The sequence below is a fragment of the Blautia sp. DFI.1.216 genome (assembly GCF_020594215.1).
Classification (GTDB): Bacteria; Bacillota; Clostridia; order Lachnospirales; family Lachnospiraceae; genus Blautia_A; species Blautia_A wexlerae.
Genome location: NZ_JAJDML010000004.1, coordinates 12,457 through 34,586, shown reverse-complemented (window position 1 = coordinate 34,586; position 22,130 = coordinate 12,457). Strand labels below are relative to the sequence as shown.

General features: G+C 42.4%; 22 protein-coding genes. 19 read left to right on the top strand and 3 right to left on the bottom strand.

Annotated features, from left to right (window positions below):
* Nucleotides 1-123: 123 nt before the first annotated feature.
* Nucleotides 124-1,356, top strand: coding sequence for a 6-phosphofructokinase (locus LJE11_RS02525; RefSeq protein ID WP_055060235.1), 1,233 nt, complete (start codon nucleotides 124-126; stop codon nucleotides 1,354-1,356).
* Between the two features lie 296 nt (nucleotides 1,357-1,652).
* Here the strand turns inward: LJE11_RS02525 and LJE11_RS02520 are convergent, their stop codons facing one another.
* The gene (locus LJE11_RS02520) at nucleotides 1,653-3,374 is read right to left on the bottom strand and encodes an ABC transporter ATP-binding protein (RefSeq protein ID WP_227295464.1); all 1,722 of its coding nucleotides are present in this window, start codon (nucleotides 3,372-3,374) and stop codon (nucleotides 1,653-1,655) included.
* A gap of 157 nt (nucleotides 3,375-3,531) precedes the next feature.
* Between LJE11_RS02520 and LJE11_RS02515 the strand changes: the two genes are divergently transcribed.
* The 13 genes from LJE11_RS02515 (at nucleotide 3,532) to LJE11_RS02455 (ending at nucleotide 15,000) form a co-directional block, all read left to right on the top strand.
* Nucleotides 3,532-3,840, top strand: a complete 309-nt coding sequence (locus tag LJE11_RS02515; protein WP_020993445.1) for a hypothetical protein — start codon at nucleotides 3,532-3,534, stop codon at nucleotides 3,838-3,840.
* On the top strand, nucleotides 3,809-5,047 hold the full coding sequence (locus LJE11_RS02510) for a vWA domain-containing protein (protein ID WP_062807058.1): 1,239 nt from the start codon (nucleotides 3,809-3,811) through the stop codon (nucleotides 5,045-5,047). Before LJE11_RS02515 ends, LJE11_RS02510 begins: the two co-directional genes overlap by 32 nt.
* Nucleotides 5,048-5,230: 183 nt before the next feature.
* Entirely contained in the window at nucleotides 5,231-6,781 is a 1,551-nt protein-coding gene (locus tag LJE11_RS02505; protein ID WP_227295462.1) for an AAA family ATPase, read from the top strand.
* A 122-nt stretch (nucleotides 6,782-6,903) separates the two neighbouring features.
* On the top strand, nucleotides 6,904-7,716 hold the full coding sequence (srtB, locus tag LJE11_RS02500) for a class B sortase (RefSeq protein ID WP_062807057.1): 813 nt from the start codon (nucleotides 6,904-6,906) through the stop codon (nucleotides 7,714-7,716).
* Nucleotides 7,717-7,837: 121 nt separating this feature from the next.
* Complete coding sequence (locus LJE11_RS02495) at nucleotides 7,838-8,560, top strand: NAD-dependent protein deacylase (RefSeq protein WP_022380543.1); 723 nt, start codon at nucleotides 7,838-7,840, stop codon at nucleotides 8,558-8,560.
* A 31-nt stretch (nucleotides 8,561-8,591) separates the two neighbouring features.
* Entirely contained in the window at nucleotides 8,592-8,783 is a 192-nt protein-coding gene (locus LJE11_RS02490) for a DUF951 domain-containing protein (protein WP_008707901.1), read from the top strand.
* A 110-nt stretch (nucleotides 8,784-8,893) separates the two neighbouring features.
* Nucleotides 8,894-9,181 (top strand): 30S ribosomal protein S6, encoded by a 288-nt coding sequence (rpsF, locus tag LJE11_RS02485; protein ID WP_020993443.1) that lies wholly within the window; start codon nucleotides 8,894-8,896, stop codon nucleotides 9,179-9,181.
* Nucleotides 9,182-9,260: 79 nt separating this feature from the next.
* On the top strand, nucleotides 9,261-9,722 hold the full coding sequence (locus tag LJE11_RS02480) for a single-stranded DNA-binding protein (RefSeq protein WP_022380542.1): 462 nt from the start codon (nucleotides 9,261-9,263) through the stop codon (nucleotides 9,720-9,722).
* A 36-nt stretch (nucleotides 9,723-9,758) separates the two neighbouring features.
* Nucleotides 9,759-10,022: a 30S ribosomal protein S18 gene (gene rpsR, locus LJE11_RS02475; RefSeq protein ID WP_008707906.1), complete on the top strand. Its 264-nt coding sequence runs from the start codon at nucleotides 9,759-9,761 to the stop codon at nucleotides 10,020-10,022.
* Between the two features lie 255 nt (nucleotides 10,023-10,277).
* The gene (locus LJE11_RS02470) at nucleotides 10,278-12,329 is read left to right on the top strand and encodes a DHH family phosphoesterase (protein ID WP_022380541.1); all 2,052 of its coding nucleotides are present in this window, start codon (nucleotides 10,278-10,280) and stop codon (nucleotides 12,327-12,329) included.
* Nucleotides 12,326-12,772, top strand: coding sequence for a 50S ribosomal protein L9 (gene rplI / locus LJE11_RS02465; protein ID WP_008707912.1), 447 nt, complete (start codon nucleotides 12,326-12,328; stop codon nucleotides 12,770-12,772). Before LJE11_RS02470 ends, rplI begins: the two co-directional genes overlap by 4 nt.
* 20 nt (nucleotides 12,773-12,792) lie before the next feature.
* On the top strand, nucleotides 12,793-14,121 hold the full coding sequence (dnaB, locus tag LJE11_RS02460) for a replicative DNA helicase (RefSeq protein ID WP_008707914.1): 1,329 nt from the start codon (nucleotides 12,793-12,795) through the stop codon (nucleotides 14,119-14,121).
* 408 nt (nucleotides 14,122-14,529) lie between these two features.
* Nucleotides 14,530-15,000, top strand: coding sequence for a MerR family transcriptional regulator (locus LJE11_RS02455; RefSeq protein WP_008707916.1), 471 nt, complete (start codon nucleotides 14,530-14,532; stop codon nucleotides 14,998-15,000).
* 69 nt (nucleotides 15,001-15,069) lie between these two features.
* Here the strand turns inward: LJE11_RS02455 and LJE11_RS02450 are convergent, their stop codons facing one another.
* Nucleotides 15,070-15,243, bottom strand: coding sequence for a DUF362 domain-containing protein (locus LJE11_RS02450; protein WP_008707918.1), 174 nt, complete (start codon nucleotides 15,241-15,243; stop codon nucleotides 15,070-15,072).
* Nucleotides 15,244-15,711: 468 nt separating this feature from the next.
* Between LJE11_RS02450 and LJE11_RS02445 the strand changes: the two genes are divergently transcribed.
* The 5 genes from LJE11_RS02445 to LJE11_RS02425 all read left to right on the top strand — a co-directional run bounded on the left by LJE11_RS02445 (nucleotide 15,712) and on the right by LJE11_RS02425 (nucleotide 21,002).
* A complete protein-coding gene (locus LJE11_RS02445) occupies nucleotides 15,712-16,842 on the top strand; it encodes a BMP family ABC transporter substrate-binding protein (protein WP_420314154.1) in 1,131 nt (376 codons plus the stop codon).
* A 254-nt stretch (nucleotides 16,843-17,096) separates the two neighbouring features.
* Nucleotides 17,097-18,632 (top strand): ABC transporter ATP-binding protein, encoded by a 1,536-nt coding sequence (locus tag LJE11_RS02440; RefSeq protein WP_173697305.1) that lies wholly within the window; start codon nucleotides 17,097-17,099, stop codon nucleotides 18,630-18,632.
* Nucleotides 18,629-19,708, top strand: a complete 1,080-nt coding sequence (locus LJE11_RS02435) for an ABC transporter permease (RefSeq protein WP_055054058.1) — start codon at nucleotides 18,629-18,631, stop codon at nucleotides 19,706-19,708. Before LJE11_RS02440 ends, LJE11_RS02435 begins: the two co-directional genes overlap by 4 nt.
* Before the next feature lie 12 nt (nucleotides 19,709-19,720).
* A complete protein-coding gene (locus LJE11_RS02430; protein WP_062807056.1) occupies nucleotides 19,721-20,701 on the top strand; it encodes an ABC transporter permease in 981 nt (326 codons plus the stop codon).
* 100 nt (nucleotides 20,702-20,801) lie between these two features.
* Nucleotides 20,802-21,002, top strand: coding sequence for a DUF1858 domain-containing protein (locus LJE11_RS02425; RefSeq protein ID WP_008707923.1), 201 nt, complete (start codon nucleotides 20,802-20,804; stop codon nucleotides 21,000-21,002).
* A gap of 181 nt (nucleotides 21,003-21,183) precedes the next feature.
* Here the strand turns inward: LJE11_RS02425 and LJE11_RS02420 are convergent, their stop codons facing one another.
* Nucleotides 21,184-21,930: an adaptor protein MecA gene (locus LJE11_RS02420; RefSeq protein ID WP_227295460.1), complete on the bottom strand. Its 747-nt coding sequence runs from the start codon at nucleotides 21,928-21,930 to the stop codon at nucleotides 21,184-21,186.
* Between the last annotated feature and the right edge of the window lie 200 nt (nucleotides 21,931-22,130).

The following is a 22,130-nucleotide window of genomic DNA, read 5'->3' as shown; positions in this document are numbered from 1 at the left end:
ATATAAGGTGTGCTTTCACAGGGGGATGTGGGAACACACCTTTTTATTGAATTGCTATGGAAGGCAGTTGTATGATATAATGAAAAGCAATCACATTAAATCAAACGATACAGGAGGTTTCTTATGTCCAGAAAGAATCTGATCGTCGGTCAGTCCGGCGGTCCTACCGCAGTAATTAACAGCAGCCTTTACGGAGTTGTATCCGAGGGAATGCGTCATCCGGAAGCTATTGAGCATGTTTACGGAATGATAAACGGAATTGAAGGATTTTTAAATGGAACAGTTCTTGACTTTGCCGAAGCACTTCCGGGAGAGAAACTTGACGGTCTGAAAGTCACACCAGGTGCTTATCTTGGTTCCTGCCGCTATAAATTGCCGGAATCACTGGAAGATCCGGTTTATCCAAGACTTTTTAAAAAATTTGAAGAAATGAATATTGGCTGGTTTTTCTATATCGGTGGAAATGATTCCATGGATACGGTGAGCAAACTTTCCCGTTATGCTGCGCAGACAGGCAGTGATATCCGTATCCTCGGAGAACCAAAAACAATCGACAATGATCTGATCCACACAGACCATACTCCGGGATTTGGAAGTGCAGCCAGATATGTAGCTTCTACAGTCCGCGAGATTACCATAGATGCAAATGTTTATGAAAAGAAATCCGTAACGATTATAGAAATTATGGGCCGCCACGCAGGATGGCTCACTGCTGCATCTGCACTTGCCCGCAAATATACAGGAGACAACCCTCTTCTCATCTACCTTCCGGAAACAGCCTTTGACCAGGAAGAATTTCTTAAAGCAGTAGAGAACTCCTTTGAGAAAAACTGCAATGTCATTGTCTGCGTATCAGAAGGAATCCATGACGACAAGGGCACATTTATCTGTGAATACGACAATTCCGTAGGCACTGATACCTTTGGACACAAAATGCTGGCAGGCTGTGGTAAATATCTCGAAAACCTTGTCAGAAACCGCCTCGGTGTAAAAGCCCGTTCTGTAGAACTCAACGTCAGCCAGCGTTGCTCTGCATCTATGATGTCCGCCACAGACCAGCAGGAAGCCATCAAAGCCGGAGAATTCGGCGTACAGGCAGCCCTCAACGGCGAAACAGGAAAAATGATCTCATTTATCCGCAAAGAAACCTCTGACGGAACCTATATCATGGAATGTGGTCTTGAAGACGTCAATGCCATCTGCAACGAAGAAAAAACAGTTCCATCAGAGTGGATCACAGAAGACGGATCTGACGTCACTGAAGCCTTCATAAACTACGCCCGCCCTCTGATCCAGGGAACAGTACAGATCCCCTGTGGCGAAGACGGCCTCCCGGCATTCGTATACCGAAAATAGTATAGATTGACGGACGCGCAGGAAAATTAATTGTCTGGCGTGCGGTTTCGGACACTAAGATATTCTAAGGCGATAAAAATCTGCTAAAAGCATGAGCCCGCAGGGTCAAACTCGCTGTCGCTCAGACAGTGACCCTGTGGGCTCATAACGCATATTTTTATCGTCTAAGAATATCTAAGTATCCTGCAAATGCACGCCAGACAATTAATTTTCCTGCGCTGTTATAATATATATCAGTAGATTGCAAATATAAAGATAACTGTTTCGCAGTTTATTATCGGATACTATAAACAAAATCACATATTATAATAAGCCGCATACACTCCATTCATATCCAACAGCTCTTCATGTGTCCCCCTCTCAGCAATCCCATCCTCAGTGATCACAATAATCTCATCCGCATCCCTGATCGTAGAAAGTCTGTGCGCAATGGTAATAGTAGTACGGTTCTGTGAAAGCTCTTCAAGACTTCTCTGAATCCATCGTTCACTCTCATTATCCAGAGCGCTCGTAGCTTCATCAAGGATCAGGATCGGCGGATTCTTCAGGAACACACGTGCAATGGAAATCCTCTGTTTCTGACCGCCCGAAAGTCTTGTTCCGCGTTCTCCGACATAGGTATCATACTGCTGTGGAAGTTCCATAATAAAATCATGAATGCTTGCCCGCTTTGCAGCTGCAATAATCTCTTCATCAGAAGCTCCCGGTTTTCCATATGCAATATTATCCCGGATCGTACCGTCAAACAGATAGACATCCTGCTGTACAGTTCCGATATTATTTCTGAGACTCTTCAGAGTCAGACTGCGGATATCTTTTCCATCAACAGTGATCCGTCCCTCTGTTACATCATAAAAGCGTGGCAGAAGAGAACAGATAGTAGTTTTCCCGCCACCTGACGGACCCACAAGTGCCACAGACTTTCCGGCAGGGATATCAATAGAGATATCACTGAGAACAGGGGTATTATCGTCACTGTAATGAAAAGATACATGCTCATAGCTTACATGTCCCTTCACATCAGTAAGTTCTCTGGCATCCGGAGCGTCTGTGATCTCTGACTCTGTTTCCATAACATCAAGGAAACGGCGGAAGCCTGAAAGACCCTTTTGCATCATTTCTACCAACTCGACCAGAATCTGGATCGGACTGATAAAGATTCCGATATAAAGTGCATACATGGCAAGATCTGCAGTCTGCATTTCTCCGTTGGCAATAAGATAACCGCCATACACCAGAGTGACCAGATACATCATTCCCTGAAAGAACAGATTAGAGCTCATAAAGCTTCCCATACAGCGATAATTATCACGCTTTGAAAGCAGAAAAGCTTCATTGCTTTTTTTGAATTTGTTATGTTCAATATCTTCATTTGCAAAGGACTGTACCACACGGATACCGGAAAGTGTGTCCTGGAGACTTGCATTGACATCCCCGATCTTACGTCTGTTTTCCATAAAAGTTGCCTGCATTCGGGCATTCTGCTTAAAGGAAAACCAAAACATAACAATAACAAGGATGATCAGTGGAAATGCCAGTTTCTTATTGATAAAGAAAAGAAAGACAAAAGCACCGATGATCTTTACCAGAGAGATAAAAAGGTTTTCAGGACCATGGTGTGCAAACTCGGAAATATCAAAAAGATCACTGACCAGCTTGCTCATCATCTGACCGGAATTATTCTGACTGTAATAGGAAAATGAAAGCTGCTGGTAATGATCAAATAATTTCTGCCGCATATCCCGTTCCATATTTGCTCCCATCATGTGTCCCTGGCAGGTTACATAATATTTGCAGAGACATTGGATCACATACATAAGAAAGAGTCCTCCTGCGATCACAGGCAGTGCATGAAGAATCCTTGACTGATCCTGAGTGAACAGTGTTTTTGTCATAGTCCGCAGGATCTGAGGATATGCCAGATCTATCAGACTGATCACGGCAGCACATATCAGATCAATAAAAAAGACCGTCTTATACGGACCATAGTAGTGGATGAATTTTTTGATAGTATTCATAAGATAAAATCCTTTCATCTGTGATAGAATATATATGATTTTATAGTAACATAACAGAAAGGAAAGTCAATAGAGGGGCAGGAACAGGACTTTAAAATGAAGCTTTTTTGTGTTATATTGTGGTTATGGTAATTTCACAGGAGAGGAAGATGATCTGATGCAGGACAGAAAGCTTGAACAGGCTCTGGAGATTTATTTTCAGGAAAATCCGGACAGAGAGTCCGATAAATATCAGGAGATACAGAAATACCTGAAGCTCAGAATACGTTCTGTAATGGAGCTTCTGATAGAGAATGAGGATACAGAAAGGATGGAGCAGATCGAGAAATGCGGATGGTTTTCCGCAAATGAGCTGGAGAATTTTATAAGATGTGCACAGGAAAAAGCAAAGCTGCGTTCTCTGGTATGGCTGCTTCATCTGAAAGATAAAAAATATGGATACCAAAAAAAAGACTTTTCACTGTAAAACAACAACAGAGCAGGAACTTACCGGAAAAAAAATCCTGCAAAACTGCAGAAATCAATTATATCTGGACTTTCCTTATCTGGACGGGGCATTTACAAGTCTGGAATACAAAGCAGACAGCAGCATTGATACAATTGGGACAGACGGGGAGCTGATTTATTTTAATCCGGTATTTCTTATGAAAAAATATCTGGAAGATCCGGCAGCAGTAAGAAGAGGATATCTGCACATGCTGCTTCACTGTCTGTACCTTCATATTTTCATGGAACCTGACAGAGATTCCGGTGAATGGGACAGGGAATGCGACTGTTTTGTAGAGCAGCTGATCGACAAGGCTGTCGGAGAAGGCAAAATCAGCTTGAAGAAAAGAAAATCAGATGATACACAGGTGAACACAAATACTTTTGATGATCACATATTCTGGCAGAGAACTGCCGGACGGGCATCAGGAGGCAGGAGAACAAAGGAAAAATGGGAACATATCCTTGCTTATACCTCACAGAATAAGACCGGTATGCAAAGCAGGGCAGGGACTCAGACAAACGATCAGCAGGAAGAACTGGATGAGATCTACCGCAGTAAATATGATTACCGGAAATTTCTGAAGCAGTTCTGCAGACTGCGGGAGGAAGTGGAGCTGGATACGGAGAGCTTTGATTATATTTTTTACAGCTTTGGAATGGAACATTATGGAAATATTCCATTGATAGAACCGTTGGAGTATAAAGAAGTAAACCGTCTGGAGGAACTGGTGATCGCCATTGACACATCCGGTTCATGTTCAGGAGAAACTGTACAGAGATTTCTGGGTGAAACCTATGGGATTTTAAGTGAAAAAGAGAATTTTTTCAGCAGGATGAAGGTATATATCGTCCAGTGCGACTGTTTTATCCAGAAAGTGGATGTGATCCATTCTGAGGAAGAGTGGAAGGAATACATCCGGAACGTTAAGATCCAGGGCAGGGGAGGTACAGATTTCCGCCCTGTATTTGAATTGATCCGTCAGGAAAAAGAGAGAAAAGAACTGAAGAATCTCAGAGCACTGATCTATTTTACAGATGGTGACGGGATTTATCCGGGACAAAAGCCGGATTATGAGACTGCATTTGTATTTCTGAAACGGACGGACAAGATGAAACTGGTGCCGCCATGGGCGAAATGTCTGATCACAGGAATGGGGCAAACTGCGGAGCAGATGTCAGTTTGAGTAAATAATGTTACTGTTCACTGGTAATATCCCGCGAGGTGTTTTTTGTGAGCGAAGGTCACAGAAAACCCGAGACATACCGCGCGAATTTATGCGATTAGCATAAATTCTGTGCATCGCGAAGCGTGTTGCTGGGAACGGAGTGAACAGTAACTAAATAATTAGCAGGAGTATGATAATAAAATGAACATACAGGAAGCAAAAACAGAAATCTGTAATACACTTCGCGCATATCTGGCGAAGGATGAGAATGGATATTATACTTATCCTCTGATCCGTCAGAGACCGCTGTTGCTGATCGGTCCGCCGGGAATCGGCAAAACTGCCATTATGGAACAGGCGGCAGCAGAGTGCGGTGTGGGACTTGTAGCCTACACCATTACCCATCACACCCGTCAGAGTGCCATCGGTCTTCCGGAGATCGTTAAACGGAATTACGGTGGAAAAGGAATGATGGTGACAGATTACACAATGAGTGAGATCGTGGCATCTGTCTATGATTGTATGGAGAATACAGGCAGGAAAGAGGGAATCCTGTTTATTGATGAGATCAACTGTGTGTCTGAAACCCTGGCACCGGCAATGCTGGCACTTCTCCAGAATAAAACCTTTGGAAGTCATAAGATTCCGGAAGGCTGGATTCTGGTAGCAGCGGGAAATCCACCGGAGTATAATAAATCTGTCAGGGAATTTGATATTGTCACACTCGACCGTGTCCGTAAGCTTACAATTGAGCCTGACTGCGATATCTGGCTGAAATATGCAGGACAGCAGAAGGTGCACCAGGCGATCATTTCTTATCTGTCTGTGAAGAAAAACAATTTCTATGCGGTGGAGAATACAGTAGACGGTAAATTCTTTGTGACTGCCAGAGGCTGGGAGGATCTTTCAAGACTTCTGCAAAGCTATGAAAAGCTGGGGATCGGGATCAGTGAGGAACTGGTGGAGGAATTTCTCCAGAAAGAGGAAACAGCCAGAGATTTTGCAGGTTTTTATCAGTTATATACAAAGTATGGGGAAGATTATGAAATCCCGTCGATCCTGTCCGGAAATCTGAGCCGGGAGAATCTGGCGCTGAAGGAGAAGATGGCTGCAGATGGAGCTTTTGAGGAGCGTTTTGCAGTTGTAAATCTGATTCTGGGGGCATTGAGAGAAAAAGCGGAAGAATACGGACAGGCAGATCATCAGCTTGAGGTACTCTATGAGATGCTTCTGCATCTGAGAACTCAGGTGAGAAAGAATGCTGAGGAAGAGAAGCTGGGAATTTCATTGCTTGAAGAATTTGTGCAGGAACAGGAAAACAGTCTGCAGATCAAAGTAAAGATGGAACTGATCTCAGTAAGAGAACAGAAATATAAGGAGACGGCAATCCGCAGGCTGAGGGAATATATTCTGACAGCAAAGAAAGAACATGTGCGGTCAGCTGAAAATGGATTTAAGCGGATCAGTAAATGTTTTGAAAAAGAAGCAGTATGCAGAGAAGATATGATCCAGAAACTCCAGGGAGAACTGCAGAATGCCTTTTCATTTATTAAAGAGAGCTTTGGCGAAAATCAGGAAATGCTGCTTTTCGTGACAGGGATCACAGCGGATAAGTCAATGACTTCGTTTATTGCCGGAAATGGCTGTCCGGCATATTTTGAACACAGCGAGATGCTTTTATATAATAAAGAAGAAAATGAACTGCGAAAAGCGTGTCTGGAGGCAGTGCATGATGGATTACAGGAAGAATGATGTGACCGGGTATAATAGTCTGTCACAGACAGCGGTTGGAAACGGATGTCTGTATATTATATAGAAGTCAATCAGACAGCAGCTGATACATAGCAGCAATGTGCTGCGGAAATGGAGGAAGAATGTCAGAAAAACAGCCTAAAAAAAAGAAGACAGCAGGGGATGTTGTGTTGACGGTTGTTCTGATCGCAGCAATCTGTATATTCTGTTATGCAGGATATAATCTGTTTCATATTTATACAGAATATAAGAAAGGTACGGATGAGTACAATTCAATCACACAGATGGCAGTAACAGAACGAGATCCGGATGGAGAAGCAGCAGGGCCGGAGGCAGGCAGTGAACTGAAAGCGCCTATGGATATTGACTTTGCATCTCTTAAAAGTGTAAATGATGATGTAGTGGGATGGATTTATGTGGAAGCAGTGCCGGATATCAATTATCCCATTGTGCATGGCAGAGACAATGAAACTTATCTTCACAGAACCTATGAGAAGAATTACAATTTTGCAGGTACTATCTTTGTGGATTATGAAAACAAAGGGGATTTCAGTGACTGTAATACGATCGTGTATGGCCATAATATGAAAAATGGTTCCATGTTTGCTCAGCTTAAGAAGTTTACACAGGATGAAGAGACTTATAAGAAGAGCAAATATTTCTGGATCTTTACACCTGAGAAAAACTACAGGTATGAGATTATCTCTGCGTACACCACAGGTGTGAACAGTGATACCTATACACTGTTTAAGGGACCTGGTGAGGAATTTGAAAAATATCTGGAGAAGATCAGAGGATATTCCGAGATTCAGACAGATGCAGAAGGAATGAACATAAAGGACAAGATCATTACTCTGTCTACCTGTACAGGAAACGAGGCAACCCGTTATGTTGTCCAGGGAAAACGTGTGGATACACTTGATGTCGGGCAGTAGAATTATGAAGAGCAGTTACCTGAATCAGAAGAAAATCGTATTGCTGTAAAAGCAGACGATAAAAATTCAGATGATAAAATTTCAGTAACAGTGTTTTGAAAAAATAAAGGAGGAATTCTAAATGGCAGGAGAAGTTGAGAGATTACAGGAACTTGTAGACAAATATGACAATATTGTCTTCTTCGGTGGAGCAGGTGTTTCCACAGAGAGCGGAATCCCGGATTTCAGAAGTCAGGACGGACTTTATCATCAGAAATATGACTATCCTCCGGAAACGATCTTAAGCCATACATTCTTTATGAGAAAGCCGGAAGAATTTTTCAAATTCTACAGAGACAAGATGCTTTGTGACACTGCAAAACCAAATGCAGCACATCTGAAGCTGGCAGAACTGGAACAGGCAGGAAAACTGAAAGCAGTTATCACCCAGAATATCGACAATCTGCATCAGATGGCGGGTAGTAAGAAAGTGCTGGAGCTTCATGGAAGTGTATACCGCAATTACTGCATGAAGTGTCACAGATTTTATGATTTTGCCCACATGAAAGCATCCACAGGTGTTCCGAGATGCGAATGTGGTGGAATTATCAAGCCGGATGTGGTATTGTATGAAGAAGGTCTGGACAATCAGACGATCAATGAAGCAGTGAAGGCAATCTCAGAGGCACAGGTGCTGATCATAGGGGGAACTTCCCTGGCTGTTTACCCGGCAGCAGGACTGATCGATTACTTCCGGGGAGAGCACCTTGTAGTGATCAACAAATCCCCGACTCCGAGAGACAGATATGCAGACCTTCTGATCCAGGGGCCGATCGGACAGGTATTTTCACAGATTCACTGTTAGTGTCAAAGTTATATAAGAGGAGTAAGAGATTATGGGACTTCCCTATGAAGTTGGTGATATTGTTACATTAAAGAAAGTCCATCCCTGCGGAAGCAGAGACTGGGAAATCTTAAGGGTAGGTGCTGATTTCCGCCTGAAATGTACAGGATGCGGACATCAGATCATGGTACCGCGCAAGATGGTTGAGAAAAATACTAAAAATTTGATAAAAAAAGAAAAATAGTACTTTACAGACACGAAAAACTATGTTAGAATCAACACTCGTGATATATTTTATATCCTTGCTCTTTGACAGGCAAAGGGCCAACAGACCATAAGGAGGTAAAGCAAGACATGAACAAGTACGAGTTAGCATTAGTTGTTAGTGCAAAAGTTGAAGACGAAGTACGTGATGCAGTTGTTGAGAAAGCAAAAGGATACATCACACGTTACAACGGCACTATCACAGAAGTAGAAGAATGGGGTAAGAAAAAATTAGCTTACGAAATTCAGAAAATGCATGAAGGCTTCTACTATTTCATTCAGTTTGAAGCAGACGCACAGTGCCCGGCGGAAGTTGAAAGACACGTTCGCATCATGGACAATGTATTAAGATACTTAGTCGTAAGAAAAGACGCATAATCTTATACAGGGTGGATTTTAGAAGGCACCATTAATTGATCCGTTCAACCATTCAAAGCAGAAACGAAGAGGTATTTATATGAACAAAGTAATTTTAATGGGACGCTTAACAAGAGATCCTGAGGTGAGATATTCCGCAGGAGAGAATGCATTGGCAATTGCCAGATATACACTGGCAGTAGACAGAAGATTCCGCCGTGACGGTGAAGCAACAGCAGACTTTATCAGTTGTGTATCCTTTGGACGTACAGCCGAGTTTGCTGAGAAGTATTTCCGTCAGGGACTTAAGATCATTGTTTCAGGACGCATTCAGACAGGCAGCTACACCAATCGTGATGGCCAGAAGGTTTATACCACAGAGGTAGTAGTTGAGGAACAGGAGTTTGCTGAGAGCAAGGCGGCCAGCGATAATTACGCAGCTTCCCATCCTCAGACATCATCCCCTGCACCTGCACCATCCATGCCGGCTCCGGGAGCAGCCAGTGCAGACGGTTTCATGAACATTCCGGATGGAATTGATGAAGAACTGCCGTTTATTTAATACAAACTGATAGAATAAAATAGGAGGAAAGCAATCATGGCTTACAATAGAGGCGAAAGACCAGACTCTCCAATGAAGAGAAGAGGCGGCCGCAGAAGAAAAAAAGTTTGTGTATTCTGTGGTAAAGAGAATAACGAGATCGACTACAAGGATGTAGCAAAATTAAGAAAATATGTTTCTGAAAGAGGAAAAATCCTTCCAAGAAGAATTACAGGAAACTGTGCAAAACATCAGAGAGCACTGACAGTTGCTATCAAGAGAGCACGTCATATGTCTATGATGCCATACATCCAGGACTAATTCTGAAGATGATAAATGCTGCTCCGCATTTGGCGGAGCAGCATTTTTGCATTATTTACGAGAATTGCTATAGAACAGAATGAACAGTAACACAATAACCATTATTTTTGTGCGTTCTTCTGTTGCTATGGTAAATTCTGTTCAAATCTGTTATAATATGATTCAAAGGGCGTTTTTCACAGAACCTGCCTATATGCAGCACATTTGCTGTGTACAGGCGAAACAAATAGAATGATGAAGAACGGAAAGAAAGATATGAGTGATAAACTGAAATTAAAAGGGCATATGAAAGCATTCATGCGGTGGCCTCTGATTCTCTCGGCTTTACTGATCGTACTTAATATCTGGGTATATTTTGTCAGCGTGAAGGCTGGTATTATTGTGTCAGGTGGAATCCTGATTTATGTGGGATGTGCAGTAATAATACTCCGATGCCACAGACCGTTCATTGTAAATGAACTGATAGCCTTTGCCAATCAGTATGATTCGCTTGAAAAGAGAATCCTTGAAGAACTGGCATTGCCCTATGCCATTATGGATATGAATGGCAGAATGATCTGGTCCAACAAAGTATTTGCGGAGCTTACAGGTAAAGATCAGTTTTATAAGAAAAATGTCAGCACTGTTTTTCCGGATGTAACAGCTGACAAATTACCGGTCGCAGATAAGAAAGAGACTGCTGAGATCAGTACTCGATTTGGAGAGAAGACTTATCGTATTTCCATGCAGAGGGTGTCTCTTGGTGAAGTGGTTGCCAAAAGTGAGTTTCTGGAGAATTCAAACAGGAATGCCAGCCTGATCGCCATGTATCTGTATGACGATACAGAACTGAAGTCTTACATTAAAAAGAATGAAGACAATAAGCTTGTTGTAGCGTTGGCTTATCTGGATAACTATGAGGAAGCACTTGAGAGTGTAGAGGATGTGAGACGTTCACTTCTGATTGCTCTGATTGACCGGAAGATTACGAAATATTTTTCCAATTTCGATGGTCTTGTAAAGAAACTTGAGAAGGACAAATATTTCCTGATCATGCGCCAGAGTTCGCTTGAGGCTCTGAAAGAACAGAGATTTCATATTCTGGACGAGGTTAAAACAGTTAATATCGGAAATGAGATGGCGATCACTTTGAGTATTGGTGTGGGACTGAATGCCTCCACGTATATTCAAAATTATGAGTATTCACGTATTGCTATAGAGATGGCACTTGGACGTGGCGGTGATCAGGTTGTTATTAAGAATGGAAATAATATTACCTATTACGGCGGAAAGACTCAGCAGATGGAGAAGAATACCCGCGTAAAAGCCAGGGTAAAAGCGCAGGCACTGAAAGAGTTTATGAGTACGAAAGACAGAGTCGTTGTCATGGGACATAAAATCACAGATGTGGATGCGTTGGGAGCAGCAATCGGTATTTTTCGTGCAGGTAAAACACTTGGAAAATCTGTCAGTATTGTAGTGAATGATCCGACAAAATCTATCAGACCGTTGATCGCAGGATATGTGAATAATCCAGACTACGAGCCATCTATGTTTGTGGACAGCGAGCAGGCTAAAGATATGGTAGATAACAATACAGTGGTGGTTGTAGTTGATACTAACAGACCAAGCTATACGGAATGCGAGGAGCTTCTGCACATGACAAAGACAATTGTTGTGCTGGATCATCACAGGCGGGGAAGCGAAGTGATAGAGAATGCGGTGCTTTCCTATGTGGAGCCTTATGCATCCTCAGCCTGTGAGATGGTAGCAGAGATCCTGCAGTATTTCTCGGATGACCTGCGTATCCGCAATATGGAGGCTGACTGTCTCTATGCGGGAATTATGATCGATACAAACAATTTTACTACAAGAGCAGGTGTACGTACCTTTGAGGCTGCTGCATTCTTAAGAAGGAGTGGAGCAGACGTGACCAGAGTACGTAAACTGTTAAGGGATGATCTGAAATCTTATCAGGCACGTGCAGAAGCAGTGAGAACTGCACAGATTTACAGAGAATGCTATGCCATTGCCAGATGTCCAAGTGAAAATCTGGACAGTCCTACAGTTATAGGAGCACAGGCAGCCAATGAGCTTCTGAATATTGCAGGGGTTAAGGCATCGTTTGTACTGACTCAGTACAATAATGAAGTTTATATCAGTGCCAGGGCTATTGACGAAGTCAATGTACAGGTAATGATGGAAAAGATGGGCGGAGGCGGTCATATGAATATTGCCGGTGCCCAGGTCAAGGCTTCTCCGGATGAGGTGGAGAGAATGCTTAAAGACATCATAGATCAGGAATATCAGGAGGAAAACACAAAATGAAAGTAATCTTACTTGAAGACGTAAAAGCACTTGGAAAAAAGGGACAGATCGTAAATGTAAGTGACGGATATGCAAGAAACATGATCCTTCCTAAGAAACTGGGGCTGGAGGCAACTCCTAAGAATTTAAATGATCTGAAACTTCAGAAAGCAAACGAAGAGAAGGTCGCAAAAGAAGTATATGAAGCAGCACAGGCATTTGCAAAGGATCTCGAGACAAAAGAAATCATCCTTACACTGAAAACAGGAGAAGGCGGAAGAACCTTTGGTTCCGTTTCTTCCAAAGAAATCTCTGAAGCAGCAAAGAAACAGTTGAATCTTGACATTGATAAAAAGAAACTGCAGCTTCCTGAGCCAATCCGTACACTTGGTGTTACCCAGGTGCCTGTCAGATTACATCCTAAGGTAACAGGAACTCTTAAAGTATGGGTAAAAGAAGCATAAGTCTTCCGGAGGGATAAAGAATGGAAGAAGCGCTGATTAAAAGAATACTCCCCCACAGTATAGAGGCAGAGCAGTCTGTAATCGGCTCAATGATCCTGGACAGAGATGCAATCCTTGTGGCATCTGAGATACTTACCAGTGATGATTTTTATCAGAAACAATATGGCATCATCTTTGATGCAATGGTGGAATTGTGTAATGAAGGGAAACCGGTAGATCTGGTGACCCTTCAGAATCGTTTAAAGGAGAAAGAACTCCCGCCGGATATCAGCAGTATGGAATATGTAAGAGATCTGATCTCAGCGGTTCCTACTTCTGCAAATGTGAAGTACTACGCAAAGATCGTCAGTGAGAAAGCAGTCCTTCGCAGACTTATCAAGGCAAATGAAGAGATTGCCAACACCTGCTATCTGGAGAAGGAGAATACAGAGATTATTCTGGAAGAAGCAGAAAAAAAACTGTTCAATATTCTCCAGAGACGCAACAATGAAGAATATGTTCCAATCCAGCAGGTAGTTCTGAATGCCATTAATAACATTGAGAAAGCGTCTAAGCTTAAGGGTTCTGTAACAGGTATTCCCACAGGCTTTATGGATCTGGATTATAAAACATCCGGTATGCATCCTTCTGATCTGGTGCTGATCGCAGCCCGTCCTTCCATGGGGAAAACAGCCTTTGTACTGAACATTGCACAGTATATGGCATTCCGAAAGGATGTCACAGTTGCCATATTCAGTCTGGAAATGTCAAAGGAACAGCTGGTGAACCGACTTCTGGCAATGGAATCTCATGTAGATTCCCAGAATATGAGAACAGGTAATCTGAAAGACGAGGACTGGACAAAACTGGTAGAAGGAGCAGATATTATCGGTAAATCTAATCTGATCATTGATGACACGCCGGGTATTTCCATTGCGGAAATGCGCTCCAAATGCAGGAAATATAAGCTGGAACATAATCTCGGGATTATCATGATCGACTATCTGCAGCTGATGAGCGGAAGTGGAAAAAGTGATTCCAGACAGCAGGAAATTTCAGATATTTCCCGTTCTCTGAAAGCTCTTGCCAGAGAGCTGAATGTGCCGGTGATCGCATTGTCTCAGCTCAGCCGTGCGGTGGAACAGCGTCCGGATCACAGACCAATGCTTTCGGATCTTCGAGAATCCGGAGCCATTGAGCAGGATGCTGATGTGGTAATGTTTATCTACAGAGATGACTATTATCATAAGGATACAGAGAAGAAGGACATTGCAGAGATCATCATTGCCAAACAGAGAAACGGTCCCATCGGAACAGTAGAACTGGTATGGCTGCCGAGATATACACAGTTTGTGAATATGAAGAAATAATCTATTTCAGAGGAGTTTGATCTTTGACTTGAATAATATTATAGCAATCCTCTAAAATAATGCATCTTAATCCAGCTCATCAGAGTGTGAAATCCTGCTGAATTGTCTTAAATGCATTATTTACGAGGATTGCTATAGAAAAATTTCACAGGGAAACAGTATCAGGGGGGAGAATCCGGTACTGTTTCCCTGTTTTTTGTGTCAAAATAAAGTTTTATAGGGAAGTTTGTAAATCGAAACTTCTTGCAATCTCGGTATGGCGTTTTATAATAAATATACATGATATCAGGATTACGACAGCTGTTTTTACAGTGCAGTGGTTCAATGATATCAGGTGATAGATTGAGTTGTTGATATGCATCAGTGGTTTCTGATGAAAAAAATGGACTCAAAAGGAGGAGGGGCAGCATGGAGCAGCGGTATACTGTGACTCAGACCGCAGAAATCCTTGGCGTGAGGGCATCGGTCCTCCGGTACTGGGAGGAAGAACTGGAACTGAGGATATGCAGGAATGAGCAGGGACATCGTTACTATACAGGAAATGATATTACGCTTCTGGCTAATATAAAGGAACTAAAGAAAAGAGGACTTGCCCTGAGAGCAATCAAAGAACTGGTTCCAAGAATTTCAAGGACTGCACCCGGGACTACTGCGAGCAAAGTGAAGCTTCTTGAAGATGAACAGCCTGAGAGGGAAAAAATACTTGAATTTCAGAAAATCATGGAACGTCTGATTGCTCAGGAGCTACATATGAAAAAAGAGGGAGAAGACCAGTGCCGGGATCTGGATGAAACGATCCGTAACAGACAGCTTGCGAGAAAAGAGGCTGCTGCAGCACTGGAAAAAAGAAGCAGGAGGATCAGAAGAAAACATTTGTAAAAGTTATCCATAAAGAAAACAGCTTCGTCTCTGCGGTAAACAGAGATGAAGCTGTTTTGAAATCATGAATTATTCTGCTGGATGAATAGCCTCTGTTGGACATGCATCTGCACATGTTCCGCAGTCTAAGCATGCATCAGCGTCGATTACATAATGCTCATCTCCCTGAGAGATAGCTTCTGCAGGACATTCGCTTTCGCATGTTCCACAGCTTACACATTCGTCTGAAATTACATATGCCATAATTAGAATCCTCCTTATCGTAATAACGTTTTAGGCCCCTTTCGGGGTTCTGCATACATTTTAATATATCTTTGTCTGAATTACAAGTATAAAATCAGATACATTATAAAATAATATTAAGTTAGCATTTGCTTACTTTACCTGCAGATTACAAATAGCTGACGGACATGTGAATGTCTGTCCGAGCAGAGAAATTATCCTGCCAAAATACAGGCATTTGTATGATGGAAAATAGTCTGTTAATATACAAAAAAAATAAGAGTATCAAAAAGAAAGTGCGTTTTTGCTGAATTTATTGACAATTCAGACATAAACGGTTATAGTAAAGATACTTGCAAGGAGGCATAACACAGAAAGTTGTGCCTCTTTTGTTCCGTAGCAGAAATCAGAAAACAAATAGAAAGAATGGAGGAATGAAGAATGAAGAAAGCATTGGCAATTGGACTTGCAACAGTAATGGCGGTTTCCATGAGTGCACCGGTATTTGCAGAAGATGGAGGCAAAGGGATTGCAAAAGAGGACCTGAAAGTAGGAGTGATCTATATCGGTGATGAGAATGAAGGTTACACAGCAGCTCATATGAAAGGAATTGATGAGATGGAAGAGAAGCTTGGTCTTGACGATTCTCAGATTATTGAGAAAACTCTCATCGGTGAAGATGAAGGATGCTATGATGCGGCAGCAGACCTTGCAGATCAGGGATGTCAGATCATCTTTGCAAACAGCTTTGGACATGAGACTTATATACTGGAAGCGGCAGGGGAATATCCGGAGGTTCAGTTCTGTCATGCAACAGGAACACAGGCTGCATCCAGCGGACTTTCCAACATGCATAACTATTTTACAAATATTTATGAAGCACGTTACGTGTCAGGTGTAGTTGCAGGTCTGAAACTGAATGAAATGATCGAGGACGGAACAGTAAAAGAAGACGCATGCAAGATGGGCTATGTAGGTGCATTCCCATACGCAGAGGTTATCTCCGGTTATACAGCTTTCTATCTTGGCGCGAAGAGCGTATGCCCGTCTGTAACAATGGAAGTAAAATATACAAACAGCTGGGCAAGCTTTGACCTTGAGAAAGAGTGCGCAGATGCTCTGATCTCTGACGGCTGTGTACTGATCAGCCAGCATGCAGATACAACAGGTGCTCCTACAGCATGCGAAGCAGCAGGCGTTCCATGTGTAGGTTATAATATTGATATGACATCTGTTGCTCCTAACACAGCACTTACTTCTGCATCTATGGACTGGGGCGTATATTATACATACGCAGTACAGTGTATGCTTGACGGCACAGCAATTGATACTGACTGGTGTAAAGGATTTGCAGAAGGTGCAGATAAGATCACAGCTCTCAACGACAAAACTGTAGCAGAGGGTACAGAAGAAAAGGTCAAAGAAGTGGAAGATGCGCTCATTGATGGATCCCTTCATGTATTTGATACATCTGCATTTACAGTAGACGGCAAAGAACTTGATACTTATAAGAAGGATGATACAGAGTATATTTCTGACGGATACTTCCATGAATCTGAATATGGTTCCGCACCTGCATTTGATATTGCGATTGATGGAATTACATCTATTACAGAATAAGAAAATTGCTGGAGCTGCAAAGCGCGGAGCAATTTACGACAGCAGGGCTGCCCGGGCGGCAGCTCTGCTGTTTTCATATCGTACGCGCAAAGGAAGTCTTGAAGTCTTCTGACAGAAGGTTTCTTTTGCTGTATTATGGAGTATACAGGAGAGCAATTCCATAATTCAGAAGTAGGATTAAATGATATCAGCAGTCAAAGAGACAAGACTTTTACTGTGGATTGGATATCATTGGATAAAAGGAGGAAACGATAGTGGGAGAAAACTATGCACTTGAACTTAGAGATATTTCCAAGCGTTTTGGTTCGGTCCAGGCGAATGATCATGTAGATCTCACACTGAGAAAATCGGAGATTCTTGCAATTCTGGGGGAAAACGGAAGCGGAAAGACAACTCTGATGAATATGATCTATGGAATTTATTATCCGGATGAAGGACATATTTTTGTAAATGGAAAAGAAGTAACGATCCGTTCACCGAAAGATTCCTATGAACTGGGAATCGGTATGGTACATCAGCATTTTAAACTGGTAGATGTACTGACAGCAGCAGAGAATATTGTTCTGGGACTTCCGGGAAAGGGAAAGCTGGACATGAAGAAGATCACAGAGGATATTCAGAAGCTGGCAGATAAATATGGCTTTGAATTGGATCTGTCACAGAAGATCTACGAAATGTCCGTTTCCCAGAAGCAGACAGTTGAGATCATAAAGATGCTCTACCGTGGCGCGAGGATTCTGATCCTGGATGAGCCGACCGCAGTTCTGACACCACAGGAGTCTGACCGGTTATTCGATATTTTGAGAAATATGAGAAAAGATGGATGTTCCATTATGATCATCACGCACAAACTCCAGGAAGTTCTGGCGTTATCAGACCGTGTGGCAATACTCAGAAAAGGAAAGTATATTGATACAGTAGAAACAGCTCAGGCAAATGCACAGAGCCTGTCAGAGATGATGGTAGGCGGCAGAGTAGATCTCAATATCGACCGTCCTGAACCGGAGAATGTAAGGAAACGATTAGTAGTCAAAGGTCTGAATTGTAAAAACAAAGAAGAGGTAAAAACTCTGGATGATGTTGATCTGACAGTAAATGCAGGAGAGATTCTGGGTATTGCCGGCATTTCCGGAAGCGGACAGAAAGAATTTCTGGAGGCAATTGCAGGACTCCAGGCAATAGAGAGCGGTTCGATCACCCTGCTTGATGACAATGGAAAAGGAACAGAGCTTGCAGGAATGGATTCTATCTCCATTAATAAAGCAGGAATCAGCCTTGCTTTTGTTCCGGAAGACCGTATTGGTATGGGGCTTGTGGGCGATATGGATATGACTGATAATATGATGCTCAGAAGCTATCGCAATGGCAAAAGTCCATTCCTGGATCGAAAAGGTCCAAAGGCACTGGCATTAAAAATTAAAGAACAGCTTGAAGTCATGACTCCAAGTATTTCTGCACCTGTCCGTCAGATGTCAGGAGGAAATGTACAGAAGGTTCTGGTAGGAAGAGAAATCGCCCAGAATCCGAAAGTGCTTCTGGTAGCTTTCCCGACTCGAGGGGTGGATGTCAATACCTCCCATGTGATCTACCGTCTTCTGAATGAACAGAAGAAAAAAGGGGTTGCAGTAGTCTGTGTTATTGAGGATCTTGATGTAGTTCTTGAACTGTGTGACAGGATTGCAGTGTTCTGCGGAGGTAAAATCAGCGGAATTGAGGATGGAAGAACTGCAACGAAAGAAGGAATCGGGATTCTTATGACGAAGCATGAAAAAGGAGGGACACAGGCATGAAGAAAGAACCTTTCTTACAGGTAAGTAAAAGAAGAAACAAAGCCAGATGGCAGGAACGTCTTCTGATCCGTTTCATTGCATTGATCCTTGCACTGATCGTGTGCGGAGCGGTGATCGTTGCCCTGGTAAAGATGAATCCGGTGGATGTCTATAAGGCAATCTGGGATGGAGCAATGGGTTCGGAACGCCGTCTGTGGCAGACCATACGAGATACAATGGTACTGCTGTGTATTTCCATTGGTCTGGCACCTGCATTTAAAATGAAATTCTGGAACATCGGTGCAGAAGGTCAGATCCTGATCGGTGGTGCCTGCTCTGCTGCCGTCATGATCTATGCAGGAGATAAGATGCCTACAGGGTTACTTCTGATCGTAATGTTTGTGGCAAGTGCACTTGGCGGAATGATCTGGGGAATGATTCCGGCTGTATTTAAAGCAAACTGGAATACAAATGAGACACTGTTTACTCTGATGTTGAATTATGTTGCCATGCAGGTAGTAACTTATTGTATTGTATTCTGGGAAAATCCGAAAGGTTCCAATACAGTCGGTATCATCAATCAGGCTACAAAAGGCGGATGGCTTCCGGAATTGTTCGGACAGAAATATGGCTGGAATGTAGTCATTGTCCTGATTCTGACAGTGGGAATGTTTATTTATCTGAAATACTGTAAGCAGGGCTATGAGATCGCAGTAGTAGGTGAGAGCGAGAATACTGCCAGATATGCCGGTATCCAGGTGAAAAAGGTTATTATCCGTACAATGGCAATCTCCGGTGCAATCTGTGGTATCGCAGGTTTTGTTATTGTCAGCGGAGCCAGCCATACGATTTCCACTGCAACAGCAGGCGGTCGTGGATTTACTGCAATCATTGTTGCATGGCTTTCCAAGTTTAATACATTTATTATGGTTGCAGTTTCCTTTGGCATCGTATTTATGAACCAGGGTGCCGTACAGATCGCAACACAGTATGGACTGAATGAGAATGCTTCCAATGTTCTTCTGGGAATCATTCTGTTTTTCCTGATCGGTGCAGAATTTTTTATCAACTACAGAGTAAAGCGTGCAAAGAAATAGGAGGTAGCGGCAATGAGTGTACTGATAGTTTTTATTCAAAAAGCAATTGTCCAGGGCATCTGTATTCTGTATGGGGCGCTTGGTGAGATTATGACAGAGAAATCCGGTAATCTGAATCTTGGTATTCCGGGAATTATGTATATGGGCGGCATTTCAGGTTTGATGGGAGCTTTCCTCTATGAGAAGGATAATCCTGATCCCAATGCACTTGTGGGTGTACTGATATCGTTTTTGTGTGCGTTTGCATGTGCTGCAATCGGTGGTCTGATCTACAGTATCCTGACTATCACACTTCGTGTAAATCAGAATGTAACAGGTCTTGCACTTACCATTTTTGGTACAGGTTTTGGTAACTTCTTTGGCGGTTCTATTTCCAAGCTTGCAGGCGGTGTAGGACAGATTTCCGTAAAAGTAACAGGAAGTGCCTATACGGCAAAAATCCCGGGATTGTCTAAGATTCCGGTTATCGGAGGTATTTTATTTAATTATGGTTTCCTTACATATCTCTGTATTATTATAGCAGTCCTGTTATCGTTTTTTCTGTTCAAGACAAGAACGGGATTGAATCTCAGGGCAATCGGTGAAAATCCGGGAACTGCAGATGCAGCAGGTATCAATGTTATCAAATATAAATATCTGTCAACCTGTATCGGTGCAGGTCTGGCAGGTCTGGGCGGACTCTATTTCGTAATGGAATATTCAGGAGGAACCTGGACAGACAATGGTTTTGGAGATCGTGGCTGGCTTGCTGTTGCACTGGTAATCTTTGCATTATGGAAACCACTGAATGCAATCTGGGGAGCATTCCTGTTCGGAGCTCTTTATATTCTGTATCTTTATATCCCGGGACTTGGACGAAGCATGCAGGAAGTATTTAAAGCACTGCCTTATGTGGTAACGATTATCGTACTGGTATTCACAAGCTTCCGAAAGAAAAAGGAACACCAGCCGCCTGCTGCGCTGGGACTTCCGTATTTCAGGGAGGAACGATAAAATTAAAAGTTTGCAGTTGATTCCAGAGTAAAATAGTATTATAATATCAGAAGCTATAAAAGCTGAGTAGTATGAAGAAAAATTAAGGAGGAAATATACAATGGCTAAAGTATCAAAAGACATGCTGATCGGTCAGCTTCTTCAGATTGATGCAAATATCGCACCGATTCTTATGAGAGCAGGAATGCATTGCCTTGGATGCCCATCTTCCCAGATGGAATCTCTCGAAGAAGCAGCTATGGTTCATGGACTGGATGTTGATGTACTGGTTAACCAGATCAATGATTTTCTTGGAGAATAATCTTCCTGAAAGGTAATCATATGACGGACTATGACAATTGTTGAATTGTCATAGACTGACATGTAAAAAGGATGTTCTGAATAAGTTCAGGACATCCTTTTTTGAGAAATCTGTAATTTACTATGGTATAAGAAAAGAGCTTTCAGATGAAAACTGAATGCTCTTTTAATTATGAAAATTATTACAGTTGAATCAGCTGCTGAAGGGCAGAATCGGAAATCAGTTCTCCATGTTCTGTCAGATAAGCTTCTCCTGAAAGAGAGAAAGCCTTTCCCTGTCCATATTCCGTAAGAATATTACATACCCTGTTAAAATCCTCCGGAGAAAGTGATGACTGGTGAAGTACCAGTTTGTAAAGCTCATCGGCCGGATCTTTGTACAGGGTGTTTGTACCGGTAAAATAGCCGTTCAGTCCATGGGCGGCCGCAATCACATCGTCCAGTGTGTCGAACTCATAGAGACGGATAAGATTTACATCAGGAACCTGAGTATCGTCATTTTCCTTTGCTCCGGTATTCTGAGCAGATTTGCCATCTTTTGTCTGAGTACTCTTCATCTTTGCTTCGTAAAGCTTCTGGAAGATATCAATAATATTGTCTGCACCGTCAAGCTGAAGAGTATCTGTCTTATCATTTTCTCTGAATGGAGCAAATTTGGAGAAACGGGTATCCAGTTCTTCAGGATCCTCTACTTTGGTAATAATCAGGATGATGCTCTCGGTACTCACCGGGATGGCCTCGATCATTAATGGAATATTATCTGCCTCAAAACCAAACTGTATCTGTGCCTGCTGCATCATATCGCGGAAAAGTTTCTTGGCTTTCTCAGTGCCGTAAGCCAGTTCACTGATACGGATTTGATGGTTCTCCAGGTCTTCTCTTGTCAGTGTGCAGCGTATCTGGTTGTCGTTGATCTTTTCTATCTTCATGTTGTCACATCCTATTCTGAATAACATTGAATTATCTGGCAGCTTCATAATTGCCTGTGAAAATCCATTAAAAGTGTTTCTGATAATGAAAATTTAACTTTTGAAAGCTGCGGACAATTACGGATAAATTAAAAGTTACTATTGTTTTTTTGAACAGCAATTTTAAAGGATTGCCATAGATGCGCTGCCTTTGGAAAATT